The sequence below is a fragment of the Lentzea jiangxiensis genome, from assembly GCF_900104175.1.
Classification (GTDB): Bacteria; Actinomycetota; Actinomycetes; order Mycobacteriales; family Pseudonocardiaceae; genus Lentzea; species Lentzea jiangxiensis.
Map to the genome: position 1 here is coordinate 182,251 of NZ_FNIX01000006.1, position 25,806 is coordinate 208,056.

The 25,806-nt window shown below is 69.6% G+C and carries 24 protein-coding genes; 14 read left to right on the forward strand and 10 right to left on the reverse strand.

The genetic code is table 11. The features are described from left to right. Positions 1-5: 5 nt before the first annotated feature. Positions 6-2,225, forward strand: a complete 2,220-nt coding sequence (katG, locus tag BLQ91_RS19990; protein ID WP_090098521.1) for a catalase/peroxidase HPI — start codon at positions 6-8, stop codon at positions 2,223-2,225. Positions 2,226-2,755: 530 nt separating this feature from the next. Here the strand turns inward: katG and BLQ91_RS19995 are convergent. Next, positions 2,756-3,397, reverse strand: coding sequence for a DedA family protein (locus BLQ91_RS19995; protein WP_090098523.1), 642 nt, complete (start codon positions 3,395-3,397; stop codon positions 2,756-2,758). A 162-nt stretch (positions 3,398-3,559) separates the two neighbouring features. On the opposite strand from BLQ91_RS19995, the gene BLQ91_RS20000 reads away from it, so the two are divergent. The 5 genes from BLQ91_RS20000 to BLQ91_RS41420 all read left to right on the forward strand — a co-directional run bounded on the left by BLQ91_RS20000 (position 3,560) and on the right by BLQ91_RS41420 (position 9,295). Next, positions 3,560-4,684 carry a sensor histidine kinase gene (locus BLQ91_RS20000; RefSeq protein WP_245733683.1) on the forward strand — a complete coding sequence of 375 codons (1,125 nt, stop codon included), beginning with the start codon at positions 3,560-3,562 and terminating at the stop codon, positions 4,682-4,684. After that, on the forward strand, positions 4,675-5,319 hold the full coding sequence (locus tag BLQ91_RS20005; RefSeq protein WP_176959839.1) for a response regulator transcription factor: 645 nt from the start codon (positions 4,675-4,677) through the stop codon (positions 5,317-5,319). The genes BLQ91_RS20000 and BLQ91_RS20005 overlap by 10 nt, the downstream gene beginning before the upstream one ends. Continuing rightward, on the forward strand, positions 5,319-5,978 hold the full coding sequence (locus tag BLQ91_RS20010; protein WP_090098526.1) for a phosphotransferase: 660 nt from the start codon (positions 5,319-5,321) through the stop codon (positions 5,976-5,978). Before BLQ91_RS20005 ends, BLQ91_RS20010 begins: the two co-directional genes overlap by 1 nt. A 452-nt stretch (positions 5,979-6,430) precedes the next feature. After that, positions 6,431-7,930: a glycoside hydrolase family protein gene (locus BLQ91_RS20015; RefSeq protein WP_090098527.1), complete on the forward strand. Its 1,500-nt coding sequence runs from the start codon at positions 6,431-6,433 to the stop codon at positions 7,928-7,930. 30 nt (positions 7,931-7,960) lie between these two features. Next, on the forward strand, positions 7,961-9,295 hold the full coding sequence (locus BLQ91_RS41420) for a hypothetical protein (RefSeq protein WP_176959840.1): 1,335 nt from the start codon (positions 7,961-7,963) through the stop codon (positions 9,293-9,295). A gap of 52 nt (positions 9,296-9,347) precedes the next feature. Here the strand turns inward: BLQ91_RS41420 and BLQ91_RS20025 are convergent, their stop codons facing one another. Together BLQ91_RS20025 and BLQ91_RS20030 are read right to left on the reverse strand one after the other, a co-directional pair. After that, positions 9,348-10,145, reverse strand: a complete 798-nt coding sequence (locus BLQ91_RS20025; RefSeq protein WP_090098528.1) for a Rossmann-fold NAD(P)-binding domain-containing protein — start codon at positions 10,143-10,145, stop codon at positions 9,348-9,350. Continuing rightward, positions 10,142-10,525, reverse strand: a complete 384-nt coding sequence (locus BLQ91_RS20030) for a nuclear transport factor 2 family protein (RefSeq protein ID WP_218130328.1) — start codon at positions 10,523-10,525, stop codon at positions 10,142-10,144. The genes BLQ91_RS20025 and BLQ91_RS20030 overlap by 4 nt, the downstream gene beginning before the upstream one ends. A gap of 94 nt (positions 10,526-10,619) precedes the next feature. Between BLQ91_RS20030 and BLQ91_RS20035 the strand changes: the two genes are divergently transcribed. Further along, a complete protein-coding gene (locus BLQ91_RS20035) occupies positions 10,620-11,207 on the forward strand; it encodes a TetR/AcrR family transcriptional regulator (RefSeq protein ID WP_218130329.1) in 588 nt (195 codons plus the stop codon). Here the strand turns inward: BLQ91_RS20035 and BLQ91_RS20040 are convergent. Further along, on the reverse strand, positions 11,198-12,247 hold the full coding sequence (locus BLQ91_RS20040; RefSeq protein ID WP_090098529.1) for an alkene reductase: 1,050 nt from the start codon (positions 12,245-12,247) through the stop codon (positions 11,198-11,200). The genes BLQ91_RS20035 and BLQ91_RS20040 overlap by 10 nt on opposite strands. Positions 12,248-12,305: 58 nt before the next feature. Here BLQ91_RS20040 and BLQ91_RS20045 point away from each other — a divergent pair, with 58 nt between their 5' ends. Then, positions 12,306-12,677 carry a MerR family transcriptional regulator gene (locus BLQ91_RS20045; RefSeq protein WP_090098530.1) on the forward strand — a complete coding sequence of 124 codons (372 nt, stop codon included), beginning with the start codon at positions 12,306-12,308 and terminating at the stop codon, positions 12,675-12,677. Positions 12,678-12,696: 19 nt separating this feature from the next. On the opposite strand, the gene BLQ91_RS20050 is transcribed toward BLQ91_RS20045, so the two are convergent. Further along, positions 12,697-13,737, reverse strand: a complete 1,041-nt coding sequence (locus tag BLQ91_RS20050) for an NAD(P)-dependent alcohol dehydrogenase (protein ID WP_090098709.1) — start codon at positions 13,735-13,737, stop codon at positions 12,697-12,699. Positions 13,738-13,880: 143 nt separating this feature from the next. On the opposite strand from BLQ91_RS20050, the gene BLQ91_RS20055 reads away from it, so the two are divergent. The 4 genes from BLQ91_RS20055 to BLQ91_RS20070 all read left to right on the forward strand — a co-directional run bounded on the left by BLQ91_RS20055 (position 13,881) and on the right by BLQ91_RS20070 (position 19,362). After that, positions 13,881-14,753 carry a helix-turn-helix domain-containing protein gene (locus tag BLQ91_RS20055; protein WP_090098531.1) on the forward strand — a complete coding sequence of 291 codons (873 nt, stop codon included), beginning with the start codon at positions 13,881-13,883 and terminating at the stop codon, positions 14,751-14,753. Next, the gene (locus tag BLQ91_RS20060; protein ID WP_090098532.1) at positions 14,750-15,034 is read left to right on the forward strand and encodes an Rdx family protein; all 285 of its coding nucleotides are present in this window, start codon (positions 14,750-14,752) and stop codon (positions 15,032-15,034) included. Before BLQ91_RS20055 ends, BLQ91_RS20060 begins: the two co-directional genes overlap by 4 nt. 229 nt (positions 15,035-15,263) lie before the next feature. Continuing rightward, positions 15,264-19,127, forward strand: a complete 3,864-nt coding sequence (locus tag BLQ91_RS20065) for an amino acid adenylation domain-containing protein (RefSeq protein ID WP_090098533.1) — start codon at positions 15,264-15,266, stop codon at positions 19,125-19,127. A gap of 10 nt (positions 19,128-19,137) precedes the next feature. Then, positions 19,138-19,362 carry a tautomerase family protein gene (locus tag BLQ91_RS20070; RefSeq protein ID WP_090098535.1) on the forward strand — a complete coding sequence of 75 codons (225 nt, stop codon included), beginning with the start codon at positions 19,138-19,140 and terminating at the stop codon, positions 19,360-19,362. 133 nt (positions 19,363-19,495) lie between these two features. Here BLQ91_RS20070 and BLQ91_RS20075 read toward each other — a convergent pair whose 3' ends face one another. After that, positions 19,496-20,068, reverse strand: a complete 573-nt coding sequence (locus BLQ91_RS20075) for a dihydrofolate reductase family protein (RefSeq protein ID WP_090098711.1) — start codon at positions 20,066-20,068, stop codon at positions 19,496-19,498. A 208-nt stretch (positions 20,069-20,276) separates the two neighbouring features. Here BLQ91_RS20075 and BLQ91_RS20080 point away from each other — a divergent pair, with 208 nt between their 5' ends. Next, entirely contained in the window at positions 20,277-20,483 is a 207-nt protein-coding gene (locus tag BLQ91_RS20080; RefSeq protein ID WP_090098538.1) for a hypothetical protein, read from the forward strand. On the opposite strand, the gene BLQ91_RS20085 is transcribed toward BLQ91_RS20080, so the two are convergent. After that, a complete protein-coding gene (locus BLQ91_RS20085) occupies positions 20,480-21,220 on the reverse strand; it encodes a hypothetical protein (RefSeq protein ID WP_090098539.1) in 741 nt (246 codons plus the stop codon). The two genes, BLQ91_RS20080 and BLQ91_RS20085, sit on opposite strands and share 4 nt — an antisense overlap. A 200-nt stretch (positions 21,221-21,420) precedes the next feature. Between BLQ91_RS20085 and BLQ91_RS20090 the strand changes: the two genes are divergently transcribed. Next, positions 21,421-22,059, forward strand: a complete 639-nt coding sequence (locus BLQ91_RS20090) for a DNA alkylation repair protein (RefSeq protein ID WP_176959853.1) — start codon at positions 21,421-21,423, stop codon at positions 22,057-22,059. A 26-nt stretch (positions 22,060-22,085) separates the two neighbouring features. Here BLQ91_RS20090 and BLQ91_RS20095 read toward each other — a convergent pair whose 3' ends face one another. The 3 genes from BLQ91_RS20095 to BLQ91_RS20105 all read right to left on the reverse strand — a co-directional run bounded on the left by BLQ91_RS20095 (position 22,086) and on the right by BLQ91_RS20105 (position 24,990). Further along, on the reverse strand, positions 22,086-22,928 hold the full coding sequence (locus BLQ91_RS20095; protein ID WP_090098543.1) for an NYN domain-containing protein: 843 nt from the start codon (positions 22,926-22,928) through the stop codon (positions 22,086-22,088). A 335-nt stretch (positions 22,929-23,263) separates the two neighbouring features. Then, on the reverse strand, positions 23,264-24,127 hold the full coding sequence (locus BLQ91_RS20100) for a peptidase inhibitor family I36 protein (protein WP_245733684.1): 864 nt from the start codon (positions 24,125-24,127) through the stop codon (positions 23,264-23,266). A gap of 182 nt (positions 24,128-24,309) precedes the next feature. Further along, entirely contained in the window at positions 24,310-24,990 is a 681-nt protein-coding gene (locus BLQ91_RS20105; RefSeq protein WP_090098545.1) for an excalibur calcium-binding domain-containing protein, read from the reverse strand. Positions 24,991-25,806: the final 816 nt, after the last annotated feature.

A 25,806-nucleotide genomic window follows, 5' to 3' on the forward strand; every position in this document is an offset into this window, starting at 1 on the left:
TTCCTGTGTCCGACAGCACTGACGCCACCGTGAGCGAGTCGAAGGGCGAGTGCCCGGTCGCCCACAACCGGCGCAGCCACCCCACCGAAGGCGGCGGCAACCGCGACTGGTGGCCCAAGCAGCTCAACCTCCGGATCCTCCGCAAGCACCCCGTCCAGGCCAACCCCTTCGGTGGCGACTTCGACTACGGCAAGGAGTTCCTGACCGTCGACCTCGACGAGCTCGCTCGCGACGTCGACGCCGTGCTGACCGACTCGAAGGACTGGTGGCCGGCGGACTTCGGGCACTACGGCCCGTTCATGATCCGCATGGCGTGGCACAGCGCGGGCACCTACCGCACCCACGACGGCCGTGGTGGCGCCGGCGCGGGCATGCAGCGCTTCGCCCCGCTGAACAGCTGGCCGGACAACGGCAACCTCGACAAGGCCCGCCGTCTGCTGTGGCCGGTCAAGAAGAAGTGGGGCCGCAAGGTCTCCTGGGCCGACCTGATGATCTTCACCGGCAACCGCGCGCTGGAGACCATGGGCCTCAAGACCTTCGGCTTCGCCGGCGGCCGCAACGACGTGTGGGAGCCGGACGAGGACGTCTACTGGGGCCCCGAGACCGACTGGCTGGGCGGCGACACCCGCTACAGCGGTGAGCGCGAACTGGAAGCGCCGCTCGCGGCCGTCCAGATGGGTCTGATCTACGTCAACCCCGAGGGCCCGAACAGCAACCCGGACCCGCTGGCCTCCGCCCGCGACATCCGCGAGACGTTCGGCCGCATGGGCATGAACGACGAGGAGACCGTCGCCCTCATCGCCGGCGGCCACACCTTCGGCAAGGCGCACGGCGCGGGCGACCCGTCGCTCGTCGGCTCCGAGCCCGAGGGCTCGCTGATGGACGCGCAGGGCTTCGGCTGGATCAGCACGCACGGCACCGGCAAGGGCCGTGACGCGATCACCTCCGGCCTCGAGGTCACCTGGACCCAGAAGCCCACCAAGTGGACGAACCTGTTCTTCAAGAACCTGTTCGAGTTCGAGTGGGAGCTCACCAAGTCCCCGGCCGGCGCCCACCAGTGGAAGCCGAAGGGCGACGCGGGCGCCAACACCGTCCCGGACCCCGAGGACGGCACGCTCAACCGCCAGCCGATGATGCTGACGACGGACCTCGCGCTGCGCGTCGACCCGATCTACGAGCCGATCTCGCGCCGGTTCGCCGAGGACCACGAGGCCTTCGCCGAGGCGTTCTCCCGCGCGTGGTTCAAGCTGACCCACCGCGACATGGGCCCGATCCAGCGCTACCTCGGCCCGCTGGTGCCGCAGGAGGAGCTGATCTGGCAGGACCGCCTGCCGGTGCGCGACTTCGAGCTGATCGACGCCTCGGACGTCGCGGCCCTGAAGGCCAAGATCCTCGCCACCGGCCTCTCGGTCTCGCAGCTGGTCAAGACGGCGTGGGCCTCGGCCTCGTCGTTCCGCCAGAGCGACAAGCGCGGCGGCGCCAACGGTGCCCGCATCCGCCTGGAGCCGCAGCGCAACTGGGAGGTCAACGAGCCCGACCAGCTCGCGCGGGTCCTGCCGGTTCTCGAAGGCGTGCAGGAGGCCTTCAACAGCTCCGCGACCGGCGGCAAGAAGGTCTCGCTGGCCGACGTGATCGTCCTCGGCGGCGCCGCGGCGATCGAGCAGGCCGCCAAGGCCGCGGGACACGACGTCGAGGTGCCGTTCCTCGCGGGCCGCACCGACGCCACCCAGGAGCAGACCGACGCCGAGTCGTTCGCCGTCCTGGAGCCCACCGTCGACGGCTTCCGCAACTACGGCAACAAGGCCACGCCGCTGCCGTCGGAGTACCTGCTGATCGACAGGGCCAACCTGCTCGGCCTCTCCGCGCCGGAGATGACCGTGCTGGTCGGTGGCCTGCGCGTGCTGGGCGCGAACCACGGCGGCTCGACCGCCGGCGTGCTCACCGCCAAGCCGGAGACGCTGACCAACGACTTCTTCATCAACCTCCTCGACATGGAGACGGAGTGGAAGTCGGTCACCGAGGACCAGGAGAACTTCGAGGGCCGCGACCGCGCCACCGGAGCCGTTCGCTGGACCGCCACCCGCAACGACCTGGTGTTCGGCTCGAACTCCGAGCTGCGCGCCGTCACCGAGGTCTACGCGAGTGACGACGCCTCGACGAAGTTCGTCCAGGACTTCGTGTCCGCGTGGAACAAGGTCATGAACGCGGACCGCTACGACGTCTGATCCCGTTCTGCCCCGGTACCCCAGGCCACTCCTCCGGCCTGGGGTACCGGCGTTTTCGGGGTGTGGTGGTGTTGGCGGGATTGGGGCAGGACGCGTGGTGGCTCGGGGTGAGGTGCGGGCCTGGCCAAGGCGCTCGAACAGTTAGGCGCGATTGGCTGGGAGGCCAAGTGCTGGGCCAGCCGAACGCTGGAGCGCAAGGGTCGGGTTGCGGCGCGAAGCCGGCAGCGCTGCCCTCTCCGATGACGCGCGACCTGAGACTTGCGGCGCCGCCTGCACGGGAACGGGGTCCGTTGTCGGACAAGCAGCGGTAGACAGACAGCGGCGGGCCCGAACCCGCGCGCCGATAGCGGCCCGAGGTCGACCACGGAAGCAGAGTCCCGTTCGGACAGTGGAGCCGGAGCACCACCACAACGGACGACGGCCCGCCGATCGCCACCACTCCTAACCACCGCGGCGCACCCTGCCCACACCTCCCTGCCCACGCCTCCCTGCGCACATCTCCCTGCGCACATCTCCCCTGTACCGCAACGTCATCGGCGGACGCGAGGCATCACCACCGTCTCCTCCGGGTCGCCCTTGGAGCGCTGGCGCAGCCGCGTCACCACGAACAGCACCACGGCAACCACTACGGCGGCGATGACGAGCTTCTGGAAGATGCCGGCGTACGACTCGACGCGGTGCCAGTTCTCGCCGAGCAGGTAGCCGGCGCTGACGAAGATCGTGTTCCAGATCAGGCTGCCCGCGGTGGTCAGCACCAGAAATTTCGGGAAGTTCATGCGTTCCACGCCCGCGGGCAGCGAGATGAAGCTGCGGAACAGCGGCACCATGCGGCCTAAGAACACCGCCTTGGTGCCGTGGCGGGTGAACCAGGCCTCGGTCCTGTCGAAGTCGGACACGCGCACCAGCGGGAGGCGCGAGACCAGGCGGCGGGTTCGGTCGCGGCCGAGGAGCATGCCCGCCAGGTAGACGACCACAGCGCCCAGCACCGAGCCCAGCGTGGTCCAGAACAGGGCCGCCGGGAAGCTGAACACGCCCTTGCTCGCGGAGAAGCCCGCCAGGGGCAGGACCAGTTCGCTCGGGATCGGCGGGAACAGGTTGTCGAGGCCCACGACCACGGCCGCGCCCACGCCTCCCAGCGACTCCATCAGCGAGACGGCCCACTCTGCCAGCATCGGATTCTCCCTGCGTTGCAACGGATTTGTCGTGGTCAACGCTAGGAAGCGGCTCGCTTGAGGACCATGAGGTCGACCGCCGGGATTCGTGCGGGAAGCCGCAGGGCAAGAGTGTGGTAAACCGCAATGCCGGGGTGCGGGTGGGTCAGTACCGTGATCGACGTGCACCAGGATGAGCAGCTCAGCGCGGGTTCGTTGGTGCGCGGCTGGTTCCGGGCGTTCTTCGGGGTGCTGCTGGGGATCGCGACCGCGCCGCCGGGCCTGCTGGTCGCGATGCTCGGGGTCGGCACGGTCAGGATGACCGAGTTCGAGCTGCGGCGGATCGAGCGGTGGAGCGGCGCGGCGCACGCCGACCCGTTGACGCCGCGGCGGTGCCAGCGCTACTTGGGCGTGCGGTGGATGGTGGGCGGCCTGGGCTTCGGCGTGGTCCTGATGCTGCTGCTCTACCTCACCACCGCGGCGTCGATGGTGACGGCGTGGCTCTTCGACGGCTCGTGGGGCCTGGTCAAGGACGGCGACGTGGTGAGCGGCGAGTTGATCGCCGTGGCGACGCTGCCGGGCACCTTGCTCATCTTCGTCACGCTGGCCGGCGTGACGGGCGTGGCGGTGCTCGACCGGTGGCTCGCGACGGCGATGCTCGGCCGCAGTCAGCAAACGATGCTGCGGCAACGGGTCGCGGAGCTGACCAGCACGCGGGCGGAGGTGATCGAGGCGATCGACGACGAGCGCAGGCGCATCGAGCGCGACCTGCACGACGGCGTCCAGCAGCGGCTCGTCGCGCTCGGCATGCTGATCGGCAGAGCGCGGCGGGCCCGGGGTGAGGAGCAGTTGCAGCAGTTGCTGGAGCAGGCGCACGACACCGCCGGCGAGGCCATCGACGAACTGCGCGAGGTCGCGACCCGCGTGTACCCCGCCGTGCTCGACGACTCGGGGCTGGGCACGGCGCTCGAGGTGCTGGCGGAACGGTCGGGCGTGCGCGTCGAGATCCGCAACGAGCTGCGGGCCTCACCGGGCGCCGCACTGGAGACGGTGATCTACTTCGTGGCGTCCGAGGCGGTCAACAACGCGGCCAAGCACGCCGACGCCTCACTCGTGGAGATCTTCGTGCAGCAGGTGCCGGGCGGCATCACGGTCGTGGTGCGGGACGACGGCGTCGGTGGCGCCGACCCGTCCGGCACCGGGCTGTCCGGGCTCGCCAGGAGGGTCAAGGCGGTGGACGGGGTGTTCGAGGTGATCAGCCCGAGCGGCGGACCCACCACGATCGGTGCGAGGGTGCCGTGCGAGTGATCCTGGCCGAAGACTCGACGCTGCTGCGCGAGGGCCTGGTCCGGCTGCTCGCCGAGGAGGGCCACGACGTCGTGGCAGCCGTCGGCACCGCGCCCGAGCTGCTCAAAGCCACCGACGAGCACCGGCCGGACGTCGTGGTCACCGACGTCCGGATGCCGCCGGACCACAAGGATGACGGCATGCGGGCCGCGCTCGAGATCCGTGAGCGGTGGCCGGAGGTCAGCGTGCTGGTGCTCTCCCAGTACGTCGAGAACCGCTACGCCACCGAGTTGATCACCAGCACCGGCGGCAAGGTCGGCTACCTGCTCAAGGACCGGGTGGCCCAGGTCGACGAGTTCCTGGAGGCACTCGAGAGGGTCGCGGCGGGCGGCGCGGCCTTCGACCCGGAGGTCGTACGGCGGCTGCTGACGAGGACGACGCACGTCGACCCGCTCGAAACGCTGACAGCGCGGGAGAAGGACGTCTTGGAGCTGATGACCCAAGGCCTCACGAACGCCCGCATCTCCACCCAACTGCACATCTCGCAGAGCGCCGCCGAGAAGCACATCAACGCGATCTTCGACAAGCTCGGCCTCTCCGGCTCGACCGGTGTGAGCCGCCGCGTGATGGCCGTCGTCCGCTACCTGGGCAGCTGATGGCCGCCCTCGCCGAACGCCGAGCGAAGAGACTCGCGGACATCGGAAGGCAGGACCTGCCGTTCGCCTGCCGCAGCTCCTCGAGGACAGGTGGGACCTGCCACGCGGCCAGGTCCACGTCGTCCTCTCGTCCCTACCCGGCGCCTTGTTCGTACCTGCCCGGCACCCGGTGGAGCACGGCGAGCGACGACGCGGTCCGCGAGGTGCTCGACGCGCTCGCCGCAGTCGAACCGGACGCCGAACTCGTCTTCCCGCTGCTGACCGACGACGAGCGGAGCGAGGCCGAGGAAGTGCTGCGGCGGTTCGCGGAGCTGCCGCCCGCGAGAGGGTTCGTGCACGGCGACCTGGCGCCGGTCACCCTGCGGTGGCACAACGGGAAGATCAGCGGCATCCTCGACTGGGACTTCGCCTGCGCCGGCGACCCCGCGCTCGACGCGACCGTGTTCGCGAGCTACGACTGGCCGCTGATCCGCCGGGTACGGCCGGACCTGCACGACCGGACGCTCACGCACGCCGCGATGTTCTCGCTGACAGGCGCGGTGTCCGCGCTCCGGCAGGGCAGTGACCCGGCAAGCTTCCTCGCCTGGTCCCGCCGCCGCTGCGCGGTCCGCGAACACCCGCCCAGCAGCCAGAAGACCCAGCTCCAGGACACGAGATGAGAACCGCGGAGGCGACCGGCGCCGTCGAGGTCGCCTGCGAGCTCCCAGCCGCGAAGATCACCAACGACATCCTGTGCTCACCATCACAAGACCGAGGAGCTCGCTGACGAACTCCGAGGCGTTCGCCGGGTGTCCGGGGGCCACCGACATACCCGACGACCCGCGCTCACGCCGGGTTCGTCCTGCTCAGCCGTACCAGAGGTGCCCGATCCGGCAGGTCCGCTCTGGATGGTGCCAGCCCCACGGGCCGGGTCCCGCCACCCGCGTTCCGCCGGGAAGGCCGGGTGACACCGCGACGTCTCCCCCAGCGGCTCTGATCCGCCGGAATTGTGCTCTTGGGCAGCGGCGTCGCGCTCTCCGCGACCGCTCGCGGGACTCATCGCCGACGCATGAACCGGGCCTGCGACAACGGACTTCACCCGACCGGAGGAGTTGATCACTATGATGAGTGGGTGCCCTTGAGTCGCCGACCTCCCGCGTTGCTCGCTGCGCTCGCACTGCTCAGTGCGGTCACCGCGTGCACGAACGCGGCGGTCGGTGACCCGGTCGGCGTTCCCGAGGAGCCGCAGACCAGCACGTCGACGAAGAAGACGCCGCAGGCCGCGCCGCCCAGGAACAAGATCAGGCTGACGCTGGAGAACGGCCGGCAGAGCGCCGGGACGGTGCTCGCGGGCTCCGGGGACGCGCCGTACAACTACGCACCGGCCGTGATGGTGGACAAGGGGCGCATCCGCGCGTGGTGGTGCAGCCAGCTCAGCGCGGCACCGCCCGGCGGCGACGACATCCTCTACAGCGACGGACCGTCGGTGGGCGGCCCGTTCAGCACCGCGATCCCGGTGTTCTCCGGCAGCGGCGGCAGCTTCGACGCGATGCACACGTGCGACCCGTCGCTGGTCAAGGTCGGTGACAAGTACTTCATGTACTACACCGGCGCCGCGCGGGACAACCACGCGAACGGCAGCTCGGTCGGTGTCGCGTCGAGCTTCGACGGCATCACCTGGGCGCGGGAGAACGGCGGCCAGTCGATCGTGGCCCCGGCCGGCGACAACATCCGGGAGAACACCTACGGCGCCGGTCAGCAGTCGGCCGTCTACGTCGACGGCTGGGTGTACCTGATGTTCACCGACACGACCGGCCTCGCCTCGCACCAGAACGGCGCCGGTCAGTACGTGCTGCGCTCGCGCGACCCGCTGTTCACCAAGGGGGTCGAGGCGCTCGGCCAGCAGGGCTTCAAGCCGGTGACGTCGAACAACCAGCCGCGCACCCGGTCGGTCGTCGAGGCGTTCAGCGCGGACTGGATGTGGATCGAGGCGGTGTCCTCGTTCGCCATCGCCCACGAGACCGACGACGGCACGACCGTCACGTTCTGGAACAAGGACTTCACCCGCCACCCGTTCGAACCGGTGCTGATCCCCGGCGTCTGGGAGGAAGGCCCCGGCCTGGTGCGCACGCCGGAGGGCCACGCGCCGGTCGACCTCAAGGACCCGTGCGGCCGGGTGGCGCTGGACGTGCTGCGCGGCACCTTCGAGGGTCCGGCGGGACCGACGAACATCTCGCACTTCGGCCTCGACGCCGTCGGGATGAAGGGCTGCACCACCGGTCCCGAGGCGCACGTGCTCAACGGCTACGCCGTGCCGTCTCCCGAACGCACGCTGGACGTCGTCATCGGCGGCAGCGTGATGCGGTTCGAGCGCCGTTCGGTGGCCGAGAAGTTCGCACGCGGCGTGCTGAGCACCCGTCCGCTGGGCGTCGACTCGCTGAAGCTCGCGGTGACGGTCCCCGCGGGCGCTCCCGCGGTCGCCAACCCGCAGGGCGAGGTCGGGCTGCTGCTCGACGACAAGCTGTGGGTGGTGACGGCCGAGGTCGCGGCGCTGAACTCGTCCAGCGTCACGCCGGTGTCCGCGGAGCAGTGGACCCGCTACCAGCGCCTGCCGGACCTCGCCCGCCGCTGACCGGATACGTTCTCCCGGGTCGAGTCGGACATGGGGGACCGAGTGGTGGCGATGACGGCGCAACGGTCAGCAGCGCTCGCGGACGGCGTGGTGCCGCTGCCGGACGAGCCACCGCACGAACGGGCCTGGCTGGGCCTCCTGGGCGGGTTCCTGGCGTCGATGGCGTTCCTGCTGCTCATCCCGGCGGGCTGGTCCCGGCTCGACCACCTGTGGGCCGAGGACGGCGCCCGGTTCCTGGTCGACGCGGTGCGCTCGCCGGCGCTGGAGAACCTGGTCACCCCCTACGGCGGCTACCTGCACGCGCTGCCGCGCCTCGTGGCCCAGCTGGTCGCGCTGCTGCCGGTCGAGTGGGCCGCGGCGGGCTTCGCGGTGTGCGCGGCGGTGCTGCGGGCGCTGATCGCGTTGATCGTGTTCGCGGCCTCCAAGGCCTACCTGCGCTCGGCGCCGCTGCGGTTCGCGCTGGCGGCGCTCGTGGTCGTCCTGCCCGCGGGCAACTCCGAGACGCTCAACAACCTGACGAACCTGCACTGGTTCCTGCTCTACGGCGCTTTCTGGGCGTTGCTGTGGCGCAACGCCCCGCGCGTGCCGGTCGCGGTGTTCGTAGTCCTCGCCGCCCTGTCCAGCCCTTTGACCTTCCTGCTGACCCCGATCGCGCTCGTGCGGCTCTTCCAGCCGCGCAAGGTGGTGCCGATCGCGTTCCTGGCCGCGACGGCCGTCCAGGGCCTCACGATGATGTTCACCTCCCGCACGCCGTACTCGCACGACGAGGTCGACCCGGTGCAGGTGCTGCTCGCGAGCCTGCTGCGGGTGCCCGTGGTGGCGTTCACGGGCTCGGAGCGCGTCAGCCAGTTCTACCCGGCGCACGGCAACCTGGTGGTGCTCGGCGCGTTGCTGGTGGCGGCCGTGCCGATCGCGACGGGCCTGCGGTTCGGCGACCGGGCGGGGCGGGCGCTCGTGCTGGTGTCGTGCGTGTTCAGCGTGGTCGTCATCGTCGCGTGCCTGGTGCTGAACTGGACGCAGGTGCTGCAGGTGCAGGCGCCGGAGGTCGTGATGGCCGGGCAGCGCTACAGCATCGCGCCGTGCCTGTTCCTGTTCACCGCGATCTTCGTGGGCCTCGACGCGACGCCGGCGAAGACGTGGGAGCGGCTCGCGGTGACCGGCAGCCGCTACCTCGTCGGCATCCTCGTGGTGGTCAGCGTCGTCGCCCACATGCGGGTGCCGAGGACGGTGCTGTCGGGCATTCCGTGGGACGAAAGCCTCACTCGCGCGCGCACGGAATGTGCGACCGGCGCACCGGAAGCACGGCTGGAGCACGAGCCCTCGGGCTGGTTCTTCGTCGCGCCGTGTGGATCCATACGCCCGTAGGTGTCGGAACGCGGACCCGCGATCGACGCACGACTCCACTTTGGACCGCGTCCTATGCGGTGCTCGTCCGCCTGACGAAGTCCCGGAACGACCGGGCGGGCCTGCCCGTCACGTCCTCGACGGTCGTGGTGACGCGGTCCTCCGCCCCGCCGCGGATGTCCTCGTCGAGACCGGCGAGAAGCGCGGCGAACTCGGCCGGCAGCCAGGAGGCCAGGCGTTCGGCCAGTTCTGCGGTGCTGACCGAACGGTGCCGCACGGGCTGCCCGGTGACCTCGGTGATGATCGCGGCGGCGTCGGCGTAGCTGAGCGCCTCCGGACCGGTGATCAGGTGGTCGGTGTTGTGCGGCAACGGGTCTGTGAGCGCCCGTGCGGCCACGGCGGCTATGTCGGCGGCGTCGACGAACGCGACCCTGCCGTCTCCGGTCGCGGTCACGATCTCCCCGGCGCGCACACCGGCCGCGACCGCGTGGTCGCCGGCGAAGTTCTGCATGAACCAGGACGGCCGGAGGACCGTCCACTCCGGCATCGCGCGCACGAGTGCGGGGAGAGCGCCCATCCCCGAGACGCTCTCCGCCACCGCGGACGAGCTCAGCAACACCGCTCGTCGCACGAACCGCGCCCGTGACAGGAACGACTCGACCACCGGCGCGGGGTCCGCGACACCGACCGGGGGGATGAGGTAAATGCTGCTTATCCCTTCCAGCGCCGGTTCAAACGTCTCCGGATCGTCCCAGTCGAACAGGACGTGCCGGTCGTGCGCGGGTTTTCTGGTCGCCACGAAGGAATCGGGCAGCAGGGACGCGAGCAGGCTCCCGGTCGTGCCGGTGCCGCCGATGAGCAGTGCGCTCATGCCGTGAGCTCCTGCGCGAGGAGCGGGTTCCAGTAGTCGCGGTAGTGCGCGATCTCGCCGTCGCGGGTCGTGATGACGGCGATGTACGAGGCCCGGTACGGCTTGCCGGTCGCGACCACGACACCCTCGGCGTCGAACTCGGCGATCAGCACGCCGGCGTCGGTGGTCTGGTGCACGACCTGCTTGGGGAAGCCGCGGATGTCGAGCGTCTCCGGGTAGTCGCGCAGGTAGTCCTCGATCGCGGCACGGCCCTCCAGCCGGGCGGGCCAGCTCGGCGGGGCGAACGGGAACTCCACCACGCCGTCCTCGGCCCACAGTCCGGCGAACCCGGCCATGTCCTTGTCCAGCAGCAGTTGCAGCGCCTTCGGGATGAGATCCACGGATGTCCTCCGAACGAAATGGACGGGACGGTCCCGTCCCGTCCATCACATTAGGCGGGACGGGACCGTCTCGTCCAGTCCTATGATGTGGGCCATGACCAAGCGCACCCCGACCGGCGCCGCCGTCCTGCAGCCCCAGGTGACGCGGGCGATCACCGAGGCCGTGTTCGACGAGCTCGCCCTGCACGGCTACGGCCGGCTGTCGATGGAGGCGGTGGCCAAGCGCGCCGAGGTCGGCAAGAGCGCGCTGTACCGGCGCTGGCCGTCCAAGCAGGACATGGTGGTCGCGGCGCTGTCGGAGTTCTCCGTGCCGCTGGCCGAGGTCGAGGACACCGGGTCGTTGCGCGGCGACCTGCTGGCGACCGTCACGGCGGTGCACGACTGGCTGACGCACCCGCGGTTCGCGACGATCCTGCCCGACCTCACCGCCGAGGCGGTCCGCAACCCGGCGCTGTCCGAGGCGATCGCGGCGACGATCGGCGAACCCCGGCGGGCGCTCGGCGCGACGACGCTGCGGCGGGCGGTCGACCGGGGCGAGCTCCCCGCGGACTTCGACGTCGAGATCGCGCTCGACCTGGTCGCCGCCCCCGTCTACTGGCGGCTGTCCGTCCGCCGCGCCGAGGTCGGGCCCGACTACCTCGAACGGCTCGTCGACCACCTGCTGCGCGCGCTTCAGTGCTGATAGCTGGGGTAGTCGATGAGTCCGCGGGGTACCTGGAAGTACGTCTCGCGGTCGGCGCTCACGAGCGGCAGGCCGAGCCGGAACCGTTCCACGAGGTCGGGGTTGGCGATGTACGCGCGGCCGTAGCTGATCAGGTCGGCGCCGTTGGCGAGCCAGCGCTCCCCCTGCTCCCGCGTGCTCTCCCGCGGGCCGATCTGACCGCCGGGGTTGAGGATGAACGCGGTCGGCCACGCCTTGCGCAGGCCCATCAGCACCTCGTCGTCCACGGTCGCGACCAGGTGGACGTAGGCGATGTCCGGCAACGCCTTCAGCAGCTCGCCGTAGAGCACGGGCACGTCCTCCTCGACGATGCCCTGGATCTCGCCGCCGGGTGAGAGCCGGATGCCGACCCGCTCCGGCCCGATGGCGCCGGCCGCCGCCTCGACCGCCTCGACGGCGAACCGGATGCGCCCGGTGACCGAGCCGCCGTAGCCGTCGGTGCGCTGGTTGGCGCTGGAGGACAGGAACTGCTGGATGAGGTAGCCGTTCGCGCCGTGCAGCTCCACGCCGTCGAACCCGGCGTCGACGGCCCGTCGTGCCGCGTCGGCGAACGCCTGGACCTGCTCGGCGACCTCCGCGGTCCGCAGGGCGCGGGGCACCGGCGCGGGAGCCGCGCCCGCGGGCGTGAAGACCTCGGTGCCGGCCGCGACCGCCGACGGGCCGACGGGGTGGTGCCCGGCCACCTCGACGTGGCCGATGCGGCCGCCGTGCATGAGCTGGGCGAAGATCCGGCCGCCGTTGGCGTGCACGGCGTCGGTGACGCCGCGCCAGGCCGCGACCTGCTCGTCGGTGTGGATGCCGGGCATGGACGGACCGGCCTGGCCGACGGCGTTCGGGTGCACGCCCTCGGTGACGATCAGCCCGGCGGTGGCGCGCTGGGCGTAATAGGTGGCCGTCTCCGCGGTCGGTTTGCCGTCGACGGCCCGTGCACGGGTCATCGGCGCCATGACGAGGCGGTTCGGCAGGGTCAGGTGGCCGAGGCGGTAGCTGGTGAGGAGCATGGGGCTACGCTAGAAACCTGACATTGACGTCAGAGGTAGCTTTTGTGGCGGAGGTCTCATGCGGATCGGTGAGCTGGCGGGACGCACAGGTGTGAGCGTGCGCGCGCTGCGCTACTACGAAGAGCAGGGCCTTTTGACGTCGGAGCGCAGCGAGAGCGGGCAACGGCGCTATGCCGCGAACGCCGTCGACCGGGTGCGGCTGATCCAGCAGCTCTACGGCGCGGGCATCTCCAGCGCGTCGATCCTCGAGATGCTGCCGTGCGTGCTGACGGGGGTGGCGGCGCCGGACGTCCTCGCGAAGCTGCACGGGCACCGGTCGTCGGTCGTCCAGCAGATCGAGGAGCTGCAGGAGACCCTCCTGCAGCTCGACTCGGTGATCGCGGGCGCCACGGAGGCCTACGCGACCGGGAAGCCGTGCCCGCCCCGGTGAGCGGGCACGGCGCCGGACCTCAGATGGTCGAGGCGTCGATCACGAACCGGTACCGCACGTCGCTCGAGAGCACGCGCTCGTAGGCGGTGTTGACCTGGTCGGCGTCGATCAGCTCGATCTCGGCGCCCAGGCCGTGCTCGGCGCAGAAGTCCAGCATCTCCTGGGTCTCGGCGATGCCGCCGATCATCGACCCGGCGAGCGTCTTGCGGCCGCCGAGCAGGCCGAACAGGTTGATGGAGACGGGCTCCTCCGGTGCGCCGACGTTGACCAGGGCGCCGTCGGTCTTGAGCAGGCCGAGGTAGGCGGTCAGGTCGAGCGGCGCGGACACCGTGGAGACGATCACGTCGAACTGGCCGGCGAGCTCGGTGAACGTGGCCGGGTCGCTGGTGGCGCGGTAGTCGTGGGCGCCGAGCTTGAGTCCGTCGTCCTTCTTGCGCAGCGACTGCGACAGCACGGTCACCTCGGCGCCGAGCGCGGCCGCGATCTTGACGCCCATGTGGCCGAGACCGCCCAGGCCGACGACGGCGACCTTCTTGCCCGGCGCGACACCCCAGTGCTTGAGCGGGGAGTAGAGCGTGATGCCCGCGCACAGCAGCGGCGCGGCCACGTCCAGCGGCAGCGCGTCCGGGATGCGCACGACGAAGTTCTCGTCGACCACGATCTGCCGCGAGTAGCCGCCGTAGGTGACGTCACCGCGGCGGTCGACGCCGTTGTAGGTCATCGTGTTGCCGTTGGCGCAGTACTGCTCCAGGCCCCGCAGGCAGAACTCGCACTCGCGGCACGAGTCGACCATGCAGCCCACGCCCACCCGGTCGCCGACGGCGTGCCGCGTGACCTCGGAGCCGACCTCGACGACCACGCCCGCGATCTCGTGGCCGGGGACCATCGGGAAGATGGCCTCGCCCCAGCCCTCGTTGACCTGGTGGATGTCGGAGTGGCAGATGCCCGCGAACTCGATGTCGATCAGGACGTCGTGCGCGCCGACCGCGCGACGCTCGATGGTGGTGCGCTCCAGCGGTGCCTTGGGTGCGGGGGCGGCGTAGGCAGCGACGGTGCTCATCAGGTTCTCCTCGGTTCGTCGTGTCGCTTCCGACACTGCTCCGGTCCGAGGGGCGCACCCAGACACCTGGTTTTCGTACGACTGGCGTGCCTACCACCGGCAGTAGCAGGCACGACCTCCGCGGCGCGGGGATACTCGGGCTCATGACCGATCCGCGCACCGAGCTGAGCGAGTTCCTGCGCAGCCGCCGGGCGCGGCTGTCCCCCGACGACGTCGGACTGCCCCGCTACGGGCGCACCCGCCGCGTCCCGGGCCTGCGCCGCGAGGAGCTGGCGCAGCTCGCGGGCGTCTCCGTCGCCTACTACACGCGTCTCGAACAGGGCAACGGCCGCAACGTCTCGGACGAGGTCCTGGACGCGATCTCCAACGCGTTGCAGCTCAACGACGCCGAGCGCACACACCTGCGCAACCTCTCGTCGTTCCCGCACGACACGAGGAAGAAGAAGGCCGTCACCTCACGTCTGCGACCGGCGCTGACGAGCCTGCTCGACCACGTCGGCGTGCCCGCGTACATCGGCGGCCGGCGCTCCGACGTCCTCGCGTGGAACCCGATGGCCGCGGCGCTGTTCGGCGACTGGTCGACAGTGCCGCCGCGCGAACGCAACTGGGCGCGGTTCATCTTCCTGCAGCCTTCCTACCAGCAGCTCTTCGTCAACTGGGAGAGCAAGGCCGCCGACGTCGTCGGCTTCCTGCGGATGGACGCGGGCTGCTACCCGAACGACCCCGAGCTGGCCGCGCTGATCGGTGAGCTGTCGGTGAAGAGCGACCTGTTCCGCCGGCTCTGGGCGAGGCACGACGTCAAGGAGAAGAGCTTCGGCACGAAGGTGTTGCGGCACCCGCTCGTGGGCGAGATGACGCTGTCCTACGAGACGCTCCGGATGCCCAGCGAGCCGGACCTGTTCCTGACGACCTACCACGCCGACTCCAAGACGCCCTCCGGTGAGGCGCTGCAACTGCTGGCGAACTGGGGTGCCGACGCGACCCGGTCCGGCACCTCGGTTGAATCGCAGGCATGAGAACACCGCGTCTGGAGATCGAGTACTGCACGCAGTGCCGCTGGCTGCTGCGTGCGGGCTGGACCGCGCAGGAGCTGCTGACCACGTTCACCGCGGAGCTCGGCGAGGTGGCGCTGATCCCCGGCACCGGCGGCGTGTTCGACGTGCGGCTCGACGGCGAGACCCTGTGGTCGCGCAAGGAGCGGGACGGGTTCCCGGACCTGGCCCTGCTCAAGCAGCTCGTGCGGGACCGGGTGGCGCCGGAGCGTTCGCTGGGGCACACCGACCGCAAGAACTCCTGAGCCGCGCCCGCGGCGTGGACCCCAGCGCGGCAAGGTGATTTCGCGGTGGTGTCACCCGTCCACCCCTCGGACCTCCACCACCCCTCGAGCCCGTTCCGGTAAACCTCTGCGGCTGCCCACCCCTCGCTCCGCTCCAGCAGGTTTCGAGGCACCACCAATACGTTCTGCAACCAACCAAGAACGCCCTCGCACCTGCTCACGCCTGCTGACCGCTTGGGGGATTTCTGAGATGTCGCAAGAAGCTGAAGTCGACGGCGGCTGCCTCCCGGACCTGCTGCGCAAGCAGGTGAAGGAACACCCCGATCGCACGGCCGTCGTCTTCGGTGACCAGAGCATCACCTACGGCGAGCTGTTCGAGCAAAGTTCCGCGCTGGCCACACATCTGCGCCGGCTCGGCGTCAGCACCGACGACTGCGTCGGCATGTTCGTCGAGCCGTCGCTCGACCTCGTCGTCGGCGCCTGGGGAATTCTCTGCAGCGGCGGCGCCTACCTGCCGCTGAGCCCGGAGTACCCGGAAGAGCGGCTCCGGTACATGATCGAGGACTCCCGCACCAAGGTCGTCGTCACCCAACCCGCCCTGAAGCAACGTCTCGCCGAGCTGGCGCCCGCGACGACGAGGATCGTCACGCTGGACGACTGCGACGAGGCGTTCGACGACGGCTTCTCCCCCTCGCACGACAGCCTCGCCTACATCATCTACACCTCGGGCAGCACCGGGCGGCCCAAGGGCGTGATGATCGAGCACCGCAGCATCGTCAACCAGATGCAGTGGCTGCACGACGCGCACGCCATCGACGGCACGAAGCGCGTGGTGCAGAAGACGCCGATGAGCTTCGACGCGGCGCAGTGGGAGATCCTCGCGCCGTCGGTCGGCGGCACCGTCGTGATGGGACGTCCCGGCATCTACCGCGACCCCGAAATGCTCATCGAGACCATGCGCGAGCACGGCGTCACCACGCTGCAGTGCGTGCCGACGCTGCTGCAGGCGCTGATCGACACCGAGGAGTTCCACACCGTCACGTCGTTGAAGCAGGTCTTCAGCGGTGGCGAGGCGTTGTCCCGCACGCTGGCGCAGAGCTTCGTCGACACGATGCCCGGAACCGCTCTCATCAACCTCTACGGCCCGACGGAGACGACGATCAACTCGTCGTCGCACGTGGTCGACCCCGCCGAGCTCGCGGAGGCCCCGCAGTCCATCTCGATCGGGCTCCCCGTCGCGAACACGACGTACCTCGTGCTCGACCAGAACCGCGACATGGTCACACCGGGTGAGATCGGTGAGCTCCACATCGGCGGCGTCCAGGTCGCCCGCGGCTACCTGCACCAGCCCGAACTGACCGAGGAACGGTTCGTGGACGGCATGTTCCGCACCGGCGACCTCGTGACGCAGAACCTCGACGGCACCGTGCAGTTCGCCGGACGGGCGGACAGCCAGGTCAAGCTGCGCGGCTACCGGGTGGAGCTCGACGAGATCCGGCTCGCGATCGAGACGCACGACTGGGTGCGCAACGCGGCGGTGATCGTCAAGGAGGACCAGCGCACCGGGTTCCAGAACCTGATCGCGTGCGTCGAGCTGAACCCCAAGGAAGCCGCCCTGATGGACCAGGGCAACGCGGGCGCGCACCACCAGTCGAAGTCGAGCCGCCTGCAGGTCCGCGCGCAGCTGTCGAACCCCGGCGTGCGCGACGACCTCAGCGGCAGGCAGACCTTCGAGCTGCCCGGCGAGGAGGCCTCCTGCCTGCAGCGCAAGGTCGTCTTCAGCCGCAAGTCCTACCGCTTCTACGAGGGCGGCCAGGTCACCGACGACGACCTGCGGCGGTTGCTCGAGCGCAAGCCGATCGGGGCCGGCTCCCAGGACCCGAAGTCGATCCACTTCGCCGAACTGGGCGAGATCCTGCGGTACTTCGGCGCGCACTTCAGCGACCAGCGGCTGCTGCCGAAGTACGGCTACGCCTCGCCGGGTTCGCTCTACGCGACGCAGCTCCACCTGGAACTGCACCACATCGCGGGCCTGCCGTCCGGGCTGTACTACTACCACCCGCTGCGCCACCAGCTCGTGCTGATCAAGCAGCTCCCGGAGAGCTTCGAGGCCGGGGCGAAACTGCACTTCATCGGGCACAAGGCCGCGATCGAGGCGGTGTACCTCAACAACATCCAGGAGGTCCTGGAGATCGAGACCGGCCACATGGTCGGGCTCTTCGAGGAGGTCCTGCCGGGCTACGGCCTCGACGTCACGGCGTCCGCGCACGCACCGGAGACCAAGGACCTGCTCGACGTCGCCGACGAGGACTACTACCTCGGCACGTTCGAGCTGTGCGCCTACACCGGTGTCCGCGAGGACGACGTCGAGGTCTACCTGCAGACGCACCCCGGCCGCGTCGCGAACCTGCCGGGCGGGCTCTACAGGTTCGCGGACGGCGAGTTCGAGCGCGTGTCCGACGACGTGTTGCAGCGCAAGCACGTCATCGCGATCAACCAGGCCGTGTACGAGCGGGCGAGCTTCGGCGTCAGCGCCGTCGCCAGGTCGGCGGAGGGCTGGCGGCGCTACGTCGACCTCGGCCGGACCATGCACCGGTTGTCCGCCAACGACGTCGACCTCGGCTTCATGTCGTCGGGCTACAGCTCCAAGTCCGACAACGACCTCCCGTCCGCCAAGCGCATCTGCGACATCCTGAAGGCAGCGGGCGAACAGGACGGCCCGTCGTACTTCTTCCTGGGCGGCAAGGTCTCCTACGAGCAGCGCCGCAGCCCGGGCATGAAGGAAGACGTCGTCCACATGAAGGGCCCGGCCGAGCTGATCCGCGACGACCTGGTCAACTTCCTGCCGGACTACATGATCCCGAACAAGGTCGTGGTGCTGGACGCCCTGCCGGTCACCTCGAACGGCAAGATCGACGTCAAGGCGCTGGTCGCGTCGGACAGGACGAACGTCGACGACCAGGACCGGCCGTTCGTCGCGCCGCGCACCACCACCGAGCGCCGCATCAGCGAGATGTGGAAGAAGCTGATGAAGCGCGAGACCGTCTCGACGCACGACGACTTCTTCGAGACGGGCGGCAACTCGCTGATCGCGGTCGGTCTGGTCAACCGCATCAACAAGGAGTTCGGCACCAGCCTGCCGCTGCAGGTGCTCTTCGAGTCGCCGACGATCGAGCAGCTCTCCCGACGGGTCGACGGCCTGCACGAGGGCCCGATCTCGCGACTGGTCCCGTTGCAGCCCAACGGAGACGACGTGCCGGTGTTCTGCTGGCCCGGTCTCGGCGGCTACCCGATGAACCTGCGCACGCTCGCCAGTCGTTCCGAGCGCCCGTTCTACGGCGTGCAGGCGAACGGCATCAACGAGGGCGAGACGCCGTACAGCACGATCCGCGAGATGGCCGCGGCCGACATCGAGGCCATCAAGCAGGTCCAGCCGGAGGGCCCGTACACGTTGTGGGGCTACTCCTTCGGCGCGCGCGTCGCGTTCGAGACGGCCTACCAGCTGGAGCAGGCAGGCGAGCAGGTGGCAAACCTGTACCTGATCGCACCGGGGTCGCCGAAGGTCCGGTCGGAGCGGGACAGCGACGAGGCCTCGTACACCAACAGCGCGTTCGTGACGATCCTGTTCTCGGTGTTCGCGGGCAGCATCACCGACGCGCGGCTGGCCCGGTGCCTGGAGGTCGCGGAGGACGAGGACAGCTTCGCGGCGTTCATCAGCAGCGAGTTCCGCGACCTCGACAGCGAACTGGTGCGGCGGATCATTCGGATCGTCACCGAGACCTTCTCCTTCAAGTACACGTTCGGCGAACTGGCCGAGCGCACGATCACCGCGCCGCTCACGATCTTCAAGGCGCAGGGCGACGACTACTCGTTCATCGAGGGCAGCGAGGGCTTCTCGGTCACCGAACCGACCGTCGTCGAACTGCGGGCCGACCACTACAGCCTGTTGCGCGAGCCCGACATCGACGAGCTGCTCGCGTCCATGCAGCGGCGCGACACCGTGCGGGCGGAAGTCGTCCGTGTGCCGGTGCTGCTGTCCAACGAGCAGATGTCCGAGCTGATCGCCGCCGTCACCAAGGCCGTCACCCTCGCCATCGCCGGTGGCCAATCCTGAGGAGTCAGTCGTGCCGCACGTGAACATCAAGCACTTCCCCGCACCGCTCACCGAAGAGCAGGCGTCCGAGCTGGTGGCGACCATCACCGAGGCGGTCACCCGTGCGTTCGGCTGCGACGAGGGCGTGGTGTCCATCGCCCTCGAACCGGTCTCCCAGAAGGCGTGGCAGGAGCAGGTCTACGCGCCGGAGATCCTGCAACGCCGGGAACTCCTGCGCAAGACCCCGACCTATTGAGGCGCGGATGACCATTTCCCTGGTGCGCAGCCAGGAAGTGGCCGAGGCGATCACGGCCGGGCTGGAGTTCTTCTCCCCGGCCGGGATCGCCGCCCACGCCGAGGAGACCGCTGCCGGAAGCGGTGCGCGAACTTCAGCGCACGACGTCGTAGACGAGCTTCTGGATGCCGTTGGAGTAGGTCTCGCTCTCGACGACCTTCAGCATCTGCTTGTCCTTGTCGGTCTGGCTGAACAGCCGCTTGCCCGCGCCGAGCAGCACCGGGAACACGAGCAGGTGGTAGCGGTCGATCAGGCCCGCGTCGGACAGGTTGCGGTTCAGCGTCGCGCTGCCGTGGACGGAGATCGGGCCGCCCTCGGTCTCCTTCAGCGCGGCCACGTCGTCGAGCGACCGCAGGATCGTGATGTCGCCCCAGTTGTCGACCAGCTGGTCCTCCTCCAGGGTGCTGGACACGACGAACTTCGGCATGGCGTTGTACTGCGGGAAGTAGTCGAGCGTCGGCCACACCGGGGCGAACGCCTCGTAGCTGACCCGGCCCATCATCATCGCCGCGGCTTCCTCCTGCTCACGGCCCTTGATCTCGTAGGCGGCCTCGTCGAACTCGATGTCCTTGAAGGTCCAGCCGGCGCTGCGGTGGCCGGGCTCGCCACCGGGCGCCTCGACGACGCCGTCGAGGGAGACGAAAGCGGTGGCGATGAGGGTGCGCATCTGGATCTCCTTGATGTTCGCGCTCGCTGTCATCAGTGCGTCGAACGGTAGATGACCGGAATCGACAACTCGCGTGGAGGAACTTCCCGGCGTGGCCGCGGCTTCGTTCCCGGTGCCCCCACGACCGGTCAGGAATCGAGAAGCACCCCCACCCCGCCCGCTCCTAGCGTTGCCGGCATCGGGTTCGGCGACAGGGAGGACGAGGGAGATGGCAGGCAGCAAGGGGATCCGCCGGTTCCACCGCGTGGTCAGCATGGTGTTCATGGCCACCGTCGTGTTCACGGCGGTCGCGTTGACGATCGACAGCTCGATGGCGTGGGTGTCGTACGTGCCGCTGTTGCCGCTGTTCGTGCTCATGGGCACCGGCGTCTGCATGTGGTTCCTGCCGCAGATCGCACGGCGCCGCGCAGCCTAGCCGTCGAGGCGTTGTTCGAGGTGCGTCAGGGTGGCGTCGAGCGCCACCCCGTACACCGCGATCCGGCACGCCAGCCGCCACAGCGTCCCGTCGGACGGCGCCACGGCGAGGCTGATCACCAGTTCGCGCACCAGCCGCCGGGTCTGCGCGACCAGCACCCCGACGCTCTCGGTGATCTCCCCGAACGCCGCCGACACCGCGCTCAGGCCCCGGATCGCCTCGATGTTGTGGCCCATCAGCCGCAGGTGCTCCTCGCACCCGGTCCACCCCGGCACGTCGTGCTCCAGGAACGCCTCCAGCTCGGCGGCCATGTCCCGCTGGGCGAGCGCGATGTTGTACCAGGTCATCGCGTGCGCGGCGATGACGTCCGGAAGACCGGTGAGGTCGTCCAGCACGTCCTTGAGCGGCCCGATCTGCTCCATCGCGGACCCGGCCGCGGGTTCGACCGGCGCGACCAGCGAGGGCACGGCCGCCTCGCGCACGGGGTCCGCGGCCGGTTGCCGCACGCCGTAGAGGTCGTAGAGGCCCGCCACGATGAGCCGCAGGTTCTCCTCGACGTACGAGACCAGCTCGTCCTGCCGGGCGTGCTTCTCCAGCACCGCGTCGATCACCCACCGGCACAGCCGTCCGTACACGGTCTCGTCGCCGACGACGACGGCGCTGGCCTTGGTGACGGCGGCGAACCGCACGCGCACGGACTCGATCTGGCCGGCGTGGCGCACGATCTGGCCGGTCACCCGTCCCCCTCGGCTCAACGAACCCTCGCGGCTTCACGTTAGTGGAGCCGCGAGGGGCTGCGCAGGACCGAACCACGCCGCGGGATCGCCGGGGTGTCGATCGCCGTCGCGGCGCTGAGCGGCTGAGCAGGAGCTCGTAGGCTGCCGGTCACCGGTGGCGAACGGGAGGTCGGGCGGTGGCGGAGACGGTGGCCGAGGTGATGGCCGAGCTGGCCGCGCTGGAGGACCCGAAAGCGCGGGCGGTCAACGAGAAGCACGGCGACGACCACGGCGTGAACCTCGGCAGGCTCCGGGCGATCGCGAAGCGCCTCAAGACCCAGCACGACCTGGCGCTGCGGCTGTGGGCGACCGGCGACACCGCGGCCAGGCTGCTCGCGCTGCTCGTCTGCCGCCCCAAGGCGTTCGGGCGTGACGAGCTCGACGTCATGCTGCGCGAGGCCCGGCGTCCCAAGGTCCACGACTGGCTCGTGAACTACGTGGTGAAGAAGAGCCCGCACGCCGAAGAGCTGCGCGTGCTGTGGTTCGCCGATCCGGACCCGGTGGTCGCGAGCGCCGGCTGGGCGCTCACCGCCGAGCGGGTGGTGAAGGAGCCGGAAGGCCTCGACCTGGACGGCCTGCTCGACACGATCGAGGCCGGGATGAAGGACGCCTCGCACCGCCTGCAGTGGGCGATGAACCACTGCCTGGCGCAGATCGGGATCGAGCACCCGTCGCTGCGCGCCCGTGCGATCGGCACCGGCGAACGGCTGGAGGTCCTCAAGGACTACCCGACGCCGCCGAACTGCACGTCGCCGTTCGCGCCGATCTGGATCGACGAGATGGTGAGCCGCAAGTCCTAGCGGACCGTCCCCTGCGCGAGGTAGGCCTATTCGGGCCGGACCGCCTGAGCGCGCGGGTACTTGCGGCCGGGCATCGGCGCGGGCGACCCGGTGAACGACACCGGCGTTCCCGCGAGCAGCAGCGTCAGCCCAGCCGGCAGTTCGTCGCGCGAGACGAACCACGAGCCGCCGCGTGTGTCGGTGATGAACCCGTGCGCCTGCCCGGTCTTCCAGCTCGCCACGGTGCCCTTCCTGCGCCCGCGCGGTGCTCCGACCGGGGACGCCACGGCCTGTGACGACCGCACGAACGCACGCCGCAGCGGGTAGTCGGCCTGGTCACCGGGGGCGAACAGCGCGTCGAAACCGGGGGTGAAGGGCGCCGCGGCCCGCAGCGGCGCGGCGGTGCGCGGCGTCCAGGCGGGCGGTGCCTGCACGGTCCTGATGTCCACCACCGGCACGACCACGTGCACACCCCGGGCCGTCAGCCTGGCCGCGAGCGGGGAGAAGTCCGAGTCGCCGGTCAGCAGCACGACCCACTGCAACGGCACCGTCGTCGCCCGGTCCCACGCCTCCAGGGCGAGCTGGACGTCGACGCCCTTCTCCTTGCCGTTGTGCAGCGGCAGGTCGTGGCGCGTGATGCCGGCGGCCGCCAGTGCCCGGTCGAACGACTCGGCGGGTGTCTCGATGCGACCGCGGACGTAGTGGGCCTCGGCGACCACGCACTCGTCGAGCGGGCGGCCCGTCTCGGTGTGGACGAACCAGCGCAGCGCGTCGTGCAGGCCGTCGAGCGCGATCCGCGCGCCTCTCGGGTGTGCCGTGGCGTAGAAATCGCTGAGGTAGGCGAACCACGTGCCGTCGTAGAACACTCCGATCCGGACGGTCTCACCCACCAGATGAGGTTACTACTTCCCCTCGAGCACCGTCTCGAACCTGTCCACAACGTCCGATTCTGGTCGGGCGCAGTGGCCGTCCCCACCTTCCATCACACGACAGGGTCAAATTCCTCAGGCACGTGCACAACACAGGGCTCCCCCTTTCGTGCACAAAACCAGACCGGAACGGGCCATCGCTCCGAGCCGCCGCGTCGCCGAGCTCACCGGCTACAACCCCGTCGACCCCACCGACGTCCGGCTACTCTCGCGTTGTTGATGGTCCACGACCTGGGGTCCTGAACGCCGGGGAGGCGAGCGCCAGGCAGCGCTCGCCTCCCTTGTCCACGTTCGGGTCAGTCGCCGTGCGGGTTCTGCACCGAGACGTGGACGTGGTCGTAGTGACCAGCGGTGACACCGGTGCCCGCGGTGTAGTTGCGCCAGCCCTCGGACGCGCGGGCGACGCTCCAGATCTTGCCCTGCCAGATCACGTACCGGACGTCCAGCTTGCCCGCGTGCTTCTGCAGCCAGTAGGCGAGCTTCCAGCCCTGCGCCTTCTGCGCGGCCGTCGGGTAGGTGCCGATCGCGCTCGAGATGGTGCAGTCGAGCGCGTTGCCCGTGTTGTGGTTGCTCGTCGACGACTCGTAGCTGCGGTAGTCGCCCACCCAGCACTGCTTCTCGCCGGTCTTCGCGGCGATCTGGTCGTCGATGAACTGCGTGCGCTTGGTCGCCTGCGGCGCCCGCGCCGTCGCCTCCGGGTGCGGGTTCGTCTCCGGCGCGGGGTAGGTGCCCGGAGCCGGATCCGGGTCGCCACCGGCGTCACCGAGGCGGTGCGAGGCGTTCTCGTTCTTGAGCTCCGCCTTGAGGTTTCCCTTGGCGCCGGCCGCGAACGTCTGCTTCGCGCCACCGTAGTTGCTGTTGTAGAAGACGGTGACGGCCTTGTTGGTCTTGTTCCAGACCGACGCGGCGTTGTTCTTGACGCAGACGCCCTTGCCGTTGCCCGCGCCCTTGAACTCGTAGCAGCTCGGCTGCGAGTCCCCGTAGTCGGCGACCGAACCGGTGAAGTCGGACACCGAGCCGGCCTGGTCGCTGTTGTAGTACAGGCAGAACTCGCCCGAGTCGCAGGACCCGTCGCGGTCCGCCGCGTTGGCGACACCCGCCCCGAAGGACGCGCTGACCAGCGCGCCCATCAACGTCACGAACGTGAGTTTCTTCAGCACTGTTGACCTGTTTCCGGTTCACGGTCCCGGCGCGACGGGCGCTGGTCCGCGCCCGGCCGCCCCCCGATCGACATCGCCGGGACCCCGCTTGTGCAGGGGAAGCTTCGTTGCGGTCGAAGAGTCCCGAGCAGCGCTGACATTCCACTGACACCCGCGGCCACCGATCTGTCAGTGCACCGAGGTCATTCGCAGGCCACGCCGTCGCTGTCCCGGTCGAGCGCGGCGCGGTAGCCGGGCTGCCCGCGGTACAGCGGCGCGGCGCCCGCGGCCTTCGCGGCGGAGCAGTTGGCGTAGTACGCGGCCGGTGGCGGCGCGGGAGCGGGCTCCGGCTGGGTCTCGACCGGTTGCGGCACAACGGGTGGCGGTGCCACAGGCGCCGGCTTCACGTCGAGCCCTCCGCACGACGGCCCCCAGAACCCGAGCGAGGCCTGCTTGGCCGCGGCCTCCGCCGCCGCCACCGCGGCATCCGCCCCGGCCACGGCACGGGCGACGCCCTCGGCGGCCGCGACGACGGCGTAGTCCTTGCCGTCCAGCAGCAACCGCGACCCCACGGCCTGAACCGGTTTGCCCACCAGGGTCTTCGTCGCGAAGTCGACCGCGGACGCGGCCCAGCACTCCCCGGGCTGGGCGAGCCCCGCGACCTGGACGTTGGTGCCGTTGGACAAGGTCACCGTCCGACCGTCCACAACAGACAGAACGGTCACCGGCGGGGCCGTCGTCGTCGTGGTGGTCGGGGAGGCCGTGGTGGTCGTCGTGCTCGTGGTGCTCGCATCGGCCGCGAGACGGGTGGGTTGCTGCGTGGCACAGGCTGACACCACGAGCAGAGCCGCGGCCACGATCACGGCTTCCTTGAGAACGGTCATGGCCGTGCCATCGCAAGGCCTGCCACGCACCGTTACCACCGTCACCCGGACGGCCTAGATCGAGTCAATCCACGCGACTACACATACAGCGCGGCCTTGGTGCGGTCGCGCAGTCCCAACCTGACACCGACGCTACGGACGGACTGGACGTGCCCTGGAGTGCTGACCGGCCACTCCGGAGGCCGGAAATAATGCGTCGGGGGTGCCGTTCCGAACGTGCCTATAGCCGTCCATAAGCTCCGAAGCGATCGCGTCCGCAAACGCGACATCCGAACAACAGCCCAATCGTCGGTCGGCATGACGCCATGCTTCGCCGCAACCGCTCCGGGAAGCAGAAAACCCGCCTGACCGGAGTCAGGCGGGTTCTTCTTCAAGTGGACCTGACTACACAGCATGAGCACTCTGTTTTGGCTGCTCAAGGGCCTGAACTGCTGATCAAAGCCGTTGGTAACCACTTCTTACCTGGCCACCTTGGAGGAGTTCGCGGGACTGCTCAGGCAATACGTTCCCTAATGTCGTACTCATTAGCCATTCGCGCCGCATAGGCCGCTGCTCCCAGCGGCGTGGCAGGAGCAGCGGCCTCGCGATCAGGGGGTACTGCCGAAAGCACCATCGGTTACTTCACCGATAAGTCGGACACAGGAGGGCTTAAGAATCAGTCTCACGTGGTTGCCTTGATGAGCTGCTTGAAGCAGTCAGCGCTGCAGCCAGGGTGACGAAGGAGCAGTAGTTGGCAGCACTGCGCTCGTAGCGGATGATCAGGCGGGGTAGCCGAACAATCAGGAAATTACGCGTCCGACCACTTATCAGTGACGA

What these genes read in the sequence shown, in the direction of transcription:
- BLQ91_RS19995 (WP_090098523.1), bottom strand. Translation starts at nt 3,397, where the DNA reads ATGCTGGCAGAGTGGGCCGTCTCGCTGATGGAGTCGCTGGGAGGCGTG.
- BLQ91_RS20010 (WP_090098526.1), top strand. Translation starts at nt 5,319, where the DNA reads ATGGCCGCCCTCGCCGAACGCCGAGCGAAGAGACTCGCGGACATCGGA.
- BLQ91_RS41420 (WP_176959840.1), top strand. Translation starts at nt 7,961, where the DNA reads ATGGGGGACCGAGTGGTGGCGATGACGGCGCAACGGTCAGCAGCGCTC.
- BLQ91_RS20025 (WP_090098528.1), bottom strand. Translation starts at nt 10,145, where the DNA reads ATGAGCGCACTGCTCATCGGCGGCACCGGCACGACCGGGAGCCTGCTC.
- BLQ91_RS20035 (WP_218130329.1), top strand. Translation starts at nt 10,620, where the DNA reads ATGACCAAGCGCACCCCGACCGGCGCCGCCGTCCTGCAGCCCCAGGTG.
- BLQ91_RS20040 (WP_090098529.1), bottom strand. Translation starts at nt 12,247, where the DNA reads ATGCTCCTCACCAGCTACCGCCTCGGCCACCTGACCCTGCCGAACCGC.
- BLQ91_RS20045 (WP_090098530.1), top strand. Translation starts at nt 12,306, where the DNA reads ATGCGGATCGGTGAGCTGGCGGGACGCACAGGTGTGAGCGTGCGCGCG.
- BLQ91_RS20050 (WP_090098709.1), bottom strand. Translation starts at nt 13,737, where the DNA reads ATGAGCACCGTCGCTGCCTACGCCGCCCCCGCACCCAAGGCACCGCTG.
- BLQ91_RS20055 (WP_090098531.1), top strand. Translation starts at nt 13,881, where the DNA reads ATGACCGATCCGCGCACCGAGCTGAGCGAGTTCCTGCGCAGCCGCCGG.
- BLQ91_RS20060 (WP_090098532.1), top strand. Translation starts at nt 14,750, where the DNA reads ATGAGAACACCGCGTCTGGAGATCGAGTACTGCACGCAGTGCCGCTGG.
- BLQ91_RS20065 (WP_090098533.1), top strand. Translation starts at nt 15,264, where the DNA reads ATGTCGCAAGAAGCTGAAGTCGACGGCGGCTGCCTCCCGGACCTGCTG.
- BLQ91_RS20075 (WP_090098711.1), bottom strand. Translation starts at nt 20,068, where the DNA reads ATGCGCACCCTCATCGCCACCGCTTTCGTCTCCCTCGACGGCGTCGTC.
- BLQ91_RS20080 (WP_090098538.1), top strand. Translation starts at nt 20,277, where the DNA reads ATGGCAGGCAGCAAGGGGATCCGCCGGTTCCACCGCGTGGTCAGCATG.
- BLQ91_RS20090 (WP_176959853.1), top strand. Translation starts at nt 21,421, where the DNA reads ATGGCCGAGCTGGCCGCGCTGGAGGACCCGAAAGCGCGGGCGGTCAAC.
- BLQ91_RS20105 (WP_090098545.1), bottom strand. Translation starts at nt 24,990, where the DNA reads ATGACCGTTCTCAAGGAAGCCGTGATCGTGGCCGCGGCTCTGCTCGTG.